At 73.1% G+C, this 6622-nt stretch carries 10 protein-coding genes; 5 read left to right on the forward strand and 5 right to left on the reverse strand.

Annotated features, from left to right (window positions below; all coding sequences use genetic code 11):
- Positions 1-5: 5 nt before the first annotated feature.
- The 3 genes from AB0I38_RS25905 to AB0I38_RS25915 form a co-directional block, all read right to left on the reverse strand.
- Complete coding sequence (locus AB0I38_RS25905) at positions 6-920, reverse strand: pirin family protein (RefSeq protein ID WP_358472326.1); 915 nt, start codon at positions 918-920, stop codon at positions 6-8.
- Positions 921-1036: 116 nt separating this feature from the next.
- Complete coding sequence (locus AB0I38_RS25910; RefSeq protein WP_358472327.1) at positions 1037-2155, reverse strand: MBL fold metallo-hydrolase; 1119 nt, start codon at positions 2153-2155, stop codon at positions 1037-1039.
- A gap of 117 nt (positions 2156-2272) precedes the next feature.
- Positions 2273-3022, reverse strand: a complete 750-nt coding sequence (locus AB0I38_RS25915; protein WP_358472328.1) for a DUF3152 domain-containing protein — start codon at positions 3020-3022, stop codon at positions 2273-2275.
- Between the two features lie 189 nt (positions 3023-3211).
- Here AB0I38_RS25915 and AB0I38_RS25920 point away from each other — a divergent pair, with 189 nt between their 5' ends.
- Positions 3212-3346, forward strand: coding sequence for a hypothetical protein (locus AB0I38_RS25920; RefSeq protein ID WP_358472330.1), 135 nt, complete (start codon positions 3212-3214; stop codon positions 3344-3346).
- Positions 3347-3754 carry a cupin domain-containing protein gene (locus tag AB0I38_RS25925; protein ID WP_358472332.1) on the forward strand — a complete coding sequence of 136 codons (408 nt, stop codon included), beginning with the start codon at positions 3347-3349 and terminating at the stop codon, positions 3752-3754.
- Here AB0I38_RS25925 and AB0I38_RS25930 read toward each other — a convergent pair.
- Together AB0I38_RS25930 and AB0I38_RS25935 are read right to left on the reverse strand one after the other, a co-directional pair.
- Positions 3751-4182: a type II toxin-antitoxin system PemK/MazF family toxin gene (locus AB0I38_RS25930; RefSeq protein ID WP_358472334.1), complete on the reverse strand. Its 432-nt coding sequence runs from the start codon at positions 4180-4182 to the stop codon at positions 3751-3753. The genes AB0I38_RS25925 and AB0I38_RS25930 overlap by 4 nt on opposite strands.
- A 10-nt stretch (positions 4183-4192) precedes the next feature.
- On the reverse strand, positions 4193-5089 hold the full coding sequence (locus tag AB0I38_RS25935; RefSeq protein WP_358472336.1) for a helix-turn-helix domain-containing protein: 897 nt from the start codon (positions 5087-5089) through the stop codon (positions 4193-4195).
- Between the two features lie 97 nt (positions 5090-5186).
- Here AB0I38_RS25935 and AB0I38_RS25940 point away from each other — a divergent pair, with 97 nt between their 5' ends.
- Genes AB0I38_RS25940 through AB0I38_RS25950 form a run of 3 tightly spaced genes read left to right on the forward strand, consistent with a single transcriptional unit; the run spans position 5187 to position 6494 of the window.
- On the forward strand, positions 5187-5534 hold the full coding sequence (locus tag AB0I38_RS25940) for a VOC family protein (RefSeq protein WP_358472337.1): 348 nt from the start codon (positions 5187-5189) through the stop codon (positions 5532-5534).
- 29 nt (positions 5535-5563) lie between these two features.
- Complete coding sequence (locus AB0I38_RS25945; protein ID WP_358472339.1) at positions 5564-5704, forward strand: hypothetical protein; 141 nt, start codon at positions 5564-5566, stop codon at positions 5702-5704.
- Positions 5705-5708: 4 nt separating this feature from the next.
- Positions 5709-6494, forward strand: a complete 786-nt coding sequence (locus AB0I38_RS25950) for an acyl-CoA thioesterase domain-containing protein (protein ID WP_358472341.1) — start codon at positions 5709-5711, stop codon at positions 6492-6494.
- Positions 6495-6622 lie beyond the last annotated feature (128 nt).

Below are 6622 nucleotides of genomic sequence, written 5' to 3' on the forward strand. Positions count from 1 at the left end.
AATGGCTAGCGGACCCGGCCCCTCGGCCGCAGCCGGGTGCCCGGCATCACGGGCGCGGGGAGCGGCCCGCCGTCGAACCCGGTCACCGTGCCGAACCCGTCACTCTCCATCCACTCCTTGCGGAAGCCGGCGATCTCGTCGTGGGTGCGCCCGACGAAGTTCCACCACATCACGATCTCCTCGCCGAACGGCTCCCCGCCGATCAGCAGGATCCGGCCGTCACCGCGCACGCGCAGGCTCGCCCGGCCGGGCGGCAGGTAGCGCAGCGGGCCGGGCTCCAGCGGCTCCACCGTGCCGTCGAGCAGCAGGACGCCATGCTCGAACGTGGGGTCGAGAGGCAGCTCGGCGTCACCGGCGACGATGATCTCGGCGCCCGCGAGGGGACTGTAGGCGGCCGCGGGTGAGGTCACCCCGCCGAACGACCCCATGATCACGGTCGCGTCGAAGCCGGGACCGGTGAGCGCGGGCAGCGCCGGATGGTGCTCGAACGCGGGCGCGACGTGCCGGTGCTCGCCGGGCAGTGCCACCCACAGCTGCACCCCGTGCAGCACCGCCTCGTCCGACTCCTCCGAGTGGGAGATGCCGCGCCCGGCCGTCATCAGGTTGAGCTGCCCCGGCCGGATCCGCTGGGTGCTCCCCAGGCTGTCACGGTGCAGTACCTCGCCCGCCACCAGCCAGCTCACGGTCTGCAGCCCGGTGTGCGGGTGTGGCGGCACCCGCATCGCCGCGACCTCGGGGCCGTAGGCGTCGACGAAACACCACGCGCCGATCATGCGGCGCCGCACGCCGGGCAGCGTGCGGCTCACCCGCATCGCGCGCGGCCCGCCCAGCGGCACGTCGCGCCCGGCCAGTGACTCGCTCGCGGTCGCCGCGTCCGCGTGGCACCGGATCTCGCGGGGGTCCTGTTCCAGGTTGCTCACCCCCTGACTGTACGGCGGCGCGGCGGGCGGGTCGTCAGCCCCGTGTCTCCCGCCGAGCCGTTGATCGCCGAGGCGTCAGCCCTGTGTCTCCCTCCGAGCCGTCGATCGCCGGGTCGTCAGCCCAGCGTCTCCCACCAGCCGTCGACCGCCGGGGCGGCCTCGGTGTCCACGGCCTCGCCGGGCCGGGGCACCACGATCGGGACGTCGCGGGCCTTGGCCTCGCGCCACAGCCGCTCCACCGGCTCCGCCCACGGGTGCAGCGCGAGCGTGAACGTCGCCCAGTGCACCGGCAGCAGCAGCCGGCCGCCGAGGTCGAGATGGGCGTTGACCGCCTCCTCGGGGTCCATGTGGATGTCCGGCCAGGCGGGGCTGTAGGCGCCGATGGGCATCAGGGTCAGGTCGAACGGCCCGTGCGCGGCGCCGATGCCCCGGTAGCCCTCGAAGTAGCCCGAGTCGCCCGCGTAGAACACTCGCCTGGACGGCCCGGCGACCACCCACGACCCCCACAGAGTGTCGTTGCGGGTGAGTGAGCGGCCGGAGAAGTGGCGGGCGGCCGTCGCGACGAAGCGCAGCCCCGCGACCTCGGCCTGCTCCTCCCAGTCGAGCTCGATGATCCGGTAGGCGGGCACGCCCCAGCGTTCCAGGTGCGCGCCGATGCCCAGCGGCACCAGGAACGGCGCCTTCTGCGTCGCGATCAGCGAGCGCACCGTGGCCCGGTCGAGATGGTCGTAGTGGTCGTGCGAGATCGCGATCGCGTCGACCTGCGGCAGCTCGGCGAGCGGCACCGGCAGCGGATGGTGCCGCTTGGGGCCGACCAGCTGCGAAGGGGAGGGGCGCCTGCTCCACACCGGATCGAACAGCACCCGCCGCCCCTCGATCTCCACCAGCGTGGACGCGTGGCCGTACCAGATCGCGCGGACGCCGGTGGGCGAAGGCTCACCGGTCGGCGGGACGCGCACCGGGACGGGCCCGGCCGGGCGGCGCTGCTCGCGGTTCCTGGCCAGCTCGCGCACGAGGCCGGGGGGCGGTGGGGTCACCACGGTCGGTTCCGCCATGGTGTTGACGAACGTGCCGTCCCTGAACTGCGGCGAGCGCCGCATCCTGGCAGCCCGGTCCGGCCCCGACGTCAGCGGCCGCACGCCCAGCTCGGCCGGGACGTCGCGAAGGGCCAGCCCCGCCGCCGTGAGGGCCGCTCCTCCCAGGAGGATCCGCCGTGCCGTCCGCATTCCTGCCATCGCTCACACTCCCCTGAATATCGGTTCTGTTGTGCTCAACCGGTTGGGCCGTTCCCCGTGTTCCCGATTTCTACGATATATCGCGATAGGTTTTGATCAGCTGGTTTGGTCCGCCATTCAGCGGTCATGTCCCGGGCGCTGGTCCTTCGGCCGTGAGGGGTACGGCCACGGGTTGGGGCGGCAGCCGCCGAGCGACTTCGACTGCTGCACCATCACCGGGGCCGGCCGCCCGAGCCCGGGGCAGCCGGTGTGGTCGTGGCCGAGGCTGTGCCCCACCTCGTGGCTGATCACGTAGTCACGGTAGGCGGCCAGGTCACCCTCGTACTGCGGGACGCCGGTGGCCCAGCGCCGCGCGTTGATGATCGAACGGGTGCCGTTCCAGCACGACAGGTCGCCGCCGGTGCGCAGCGGCAGGCAATGGCGGTCCGTCATGGCCGGGCTGGACAGCGCCACGCGGACCCGCACCGGGCCGTCGTCGACGCGCTGGAACCGCGCCCAGCCGCGCGGGTCGTTGAGCGTGCGGTGCACCGCGGCCGCGAAGGCGTCACCGTCGAATGGCAGGCCGCCCTCCACCTCGACCAGGTAGCGCACCACCTCGCCCGGCCCGGGCCGGGCCGGGGCCCTGCCGCGCACCACCGAGTAGCGGCCCGAGGCGGTGTAGGGCACCTTCACCGGCTTGGCCTCGGCCGCCCGCGAGGGCTCGCGGGCCGGGCGGCGCTGAGCCGTCGGCCGGACAGGACCCGGAGGGCGGAGCGCCGAGGGAGGCCGCGAAGAGGTCTCGGACGCCGACGGCGGTGGCGCCGGAGGGGACTGCGCGCCGCAACCGGCCGCCAGCAGGATCATGACCAGCGCCACTGACCGACGCAACGCGCGCCTCCCCACTCGATCATCGTGGGGAGGTGACGATCATACGTCGCGCGGGCCACTCGGGGCGGCCAGGCGGGCTCGTGCCGGTCCGGCCGGTCGGTCACAGCCCGCGCCGGCCGACCGGCGGCGGTCCTTTGCGATAACCCTGTGTGACCGGCCGATCGCGCTCCGGCCGGTTAACGTCGGAACATGACAGTCGCACTCGGCCGCCCGCCGGACATCAAGGGCGCCGCTGGTTTCCGCGGGACCCCGCCGATCGAGCGGCCCCCCGCCGAACGCGCCGGCACCGAGCAGGTGTCGGCCTTCAACAGCCTGGAGATCTAGATGCTGGTCAATCCCGGCTCCGTGTCGACGATGTCGCTCGACTGGGGCTCGATCAAGTGGTTCGTCACCCCGTCGCTGATCCCGGGCGCGGGCAGCACATTCGGCGAGGTCGTCGTCAACCCCGGCCAGGGCCACGCCCGGCACAACCATCCGGACGCGGAGGAGATCCTGTACGTCGTCTCCGGAGAGGCCGAGCAGACCGTCGGCGACGGCGAGCCGTTCCCGATCCGCGAGGGCGACACGGTGCACATTCCGATGGGCGTCGACCACTCGACGTACAACACGGCCTGGCGCCCGCTCCGGCTGATCGTCACCTACACGCCGGGAGGTGAGGAGAAGGCGCTGGAAGGCGCCCCCGGCTTCCGGTGTCACGCACCGGGCGAGACCCCGGAGTGGAGCCGGAGCTAGCGGCCGGCGCTCCAGCCGTACATCGTCATCAGCCGGGCCGCCACGCGGGCGAACCGGTCGCCGTCGAGGACGGCGCCCTCGCGGCGGATGTCGTCCTCGTCGAGCACGAAGACGCGGTCGAGGCGCAGGTGGGACACCTTGCCGTCGCGGCCCCAGGCGCCCACCTCCAGCCAGTCGGGGCCGTCGTCGCCCCGGCTGGACAGCATCATGGCGACCAGCCGGCGGCTCGTGCGGCCGACGATCAGCAGCGGGCGGTCCTTGCCGCGCTCGGGGTCCTCCTCGTAAGGCACCCAGGCCCAGACGATCTCACCGGGGTCGGCGAGGCCGTCGAGGTCGGGGGAGTAGGACAGCCGGGTGGCCCCGTCGATCGAGTGGATCTCGCGCACCGCGCCCCTGGCCGGTCTGGGGTCCTCATCTGAATCGCGCACGCAGCGGATCTTACGCGGACGCCGGACCGGACCGGACGACGGCCCCAGCCGGGCCCCCCGCGGCGGTGACGGGGGCAGGGACGTCGCGCCCCGGATCTCGCGCGGTCAGCAGGCGGCGCAGCGCCGAAGGGGTGTGCCCGACGTGGCGGCGGATCGTCCGGGTCAGGTGGGCCTGGTCGGCGAAGCCCAGGTCGGCGGCCAGCAGTGCCAGGCTCGGCTCCCCGTTCTCCAGCCGGTCGAGCGCCTGCCCGACGCGCACCCGGTTGCGGTAGTGGGTCAGCGAGACCCCCAGTTCGCGGGTGAACGCCCTGCTCAGCTGGTAGGGCGAGACGGCCAGCGACTCAGCCAGCGGCAGCAGCCCGGCGGCGGCCGGGGCGCCGGCCACGACGGATTCGCGAGCCGCGTCGACGATCGCCGTGGTCGAGCCGGATGACGAGGCGTGGCGAGAGCCCGTGGCGGGAGTGGCCTGGGCGAGTGTCGCGGAGAGCAGGGACAGCAGGGCCTCGGTCAGCTCGAAGGCGCCGTCGCCGCCGCGCGCCGCGGTCAGGAGACGGCGGTGCGTCAGGTCCAGCCGGGCATCCACGTAGAGGGTCGAGCGGACCGGGCCGGTCTCGGCTCCGGCGAGCAGCCGCCACAGCTCGGCCGAGAGGCAGAGCGACGTGCACACGTCACCGCCGGCCGGATGGGCGAAGTGCTCCTCCTCACCGGGCACCCCGAGATAGGCCATCGTCGGGTCCACCATGGCGGGACGGCCGTCGGCCATCCGCCGGAACCTGCCCTGGCGCACCAGCACCACGCGGTAGCCGGAGCTCGTTTCGGCCGCCGACCACCCGCGATGGTCGTCGGCACAGGTCACCGCGTCAATGACGAACCCCTGCCCGGCGCCGAGACGTACAGCTGAACGCATCTGCCGCAAACTACGCCACGGGTACGACAGAAACCCGCCGCGAGGGGCGCGCAAGGATGTTCAAGACCGGTCGCCGGGGCCGGGGCAGGCTGGAGGCATGACGAACATTTCCTCGATCATCTTCGATTGCGCCGACCCCGCCGCGCTCGCCGCCTTCTACGCCGCGGCCATCGGCGGGCAGGTCACCCACTCCGACGCGGACTTCGCCGCCGTCGGCGGCGGTCCGGTTGAGCTGGGCTTCCAGCGGGTGGACGGCTACCAGGGCCCTGGCTGGCCGGGAGCGGCCAAGCACGCCCACCTCGACCTGCGGGTCGACGACCTCGATACTGCCCGCAAGGAGCTCGTCGGCCTGGGCGCCGCGGTGCCGGACTGGCAGCCGGGTGACGGCGCGTGGCTGGTGCTCACCGACCCGGAGGGTCATCCGTTCTGCGTCTCGGCGGGCTGACCGTGGCCACGATCCGTGAGGAGGGCCTGATGGAGGCGCCCGCCGCCGAGGTGTGGGCGGCGGGGCGGGACGTGGGCGGGGCGGACCGGCTCGCGCCCCATGTCGCCGCGCTGATGGAACGCGGGACGCGGGACATGACCAAGAGATTCGCCGATAGAACTAGAATCTGATTCTGTGACGTCAGCGTTCTTCACGCGTAAGCAGGGCGAGTTCGTGCCCGAGCCGCACGCCCGCAGTCCCTGGTCCCCCGACATGCTCCACGGCCGCCTGCTCGGCGGGCTCGCCGCCCGCGCCATCGAGCAGGAGTACGGCGCGCCTGGTCTGAGCTTCGCCAGGCTCACCGTCGACCTGTTTCGCAACAGCCCGCTGCTGCCGGTGACCGTCGAGACGGAGCTGGTCAGGGACGGCCGCCGGATCCGGGTGGCGGACGCCGTGATCCGCACCGACCAGGGGGTGATCGGCCGGGTCAGCGCCGTACTGCTCAGGAAGGGCGAGCAGCCCGAGGGCGAGCGGCTCGTCACTCCCGCGTGGGACGAGCTCCCGCCCGAGGAGCCGCCGTTGGAGGCCGGCGGGTGGACGCCGCCGTTCGACATGTGGTGGCGGACCGAGTGGGCCCAGCCGGGGCCGCATCGGGTCTGGCTGCGTGAGCGCCACCCGCTGGTGGACGACGAGGAGATCACGCCGTTCACCCGGGTGGCGCTGGCGGCCGACTTCGCCAGCCCGCTCAGCAACGGTGGCGCCGGCGGCCTCCCGTTCATCAACGCCGACTACACGCTCACCCTGGGCCGGCTGCCCGAGGGCGAGCTGATCGGCGTCGAGTCGACCGGCCATCTCAGCGCCGACGGCATCGCCACCGGGCAGTGCACGTTCCACGACGCCGCCGGGCCGGTCGGGTTCTGCCTGGTCACCGCTGTCGCGAACGCCATGGCACCCGGCACGCCAAGATCGGCGACGCCCTAACCGGCGTGACCTCGTAGTCCCGTGACGTGGTGACCGTGACGTCGTAACCGGCGTGACCTCGTAGTCCCGTGACGTGGTGACCGTGACGTCGTAACCGGCGTGACGTCGTAGTCCCGTGACGTGGTGAC

The sequence above is a fragment of the Nonomuraea cavernae genome (assembly GCF_040655715.1).
GTDB classification, from domain to species: domain Bacteria; phylum Actinomycetota; class Actinomycetes; order Streptosporangiales; family Streptosporangiaceae; genus Nonomuraea; species Nonomuraea cavernae_A.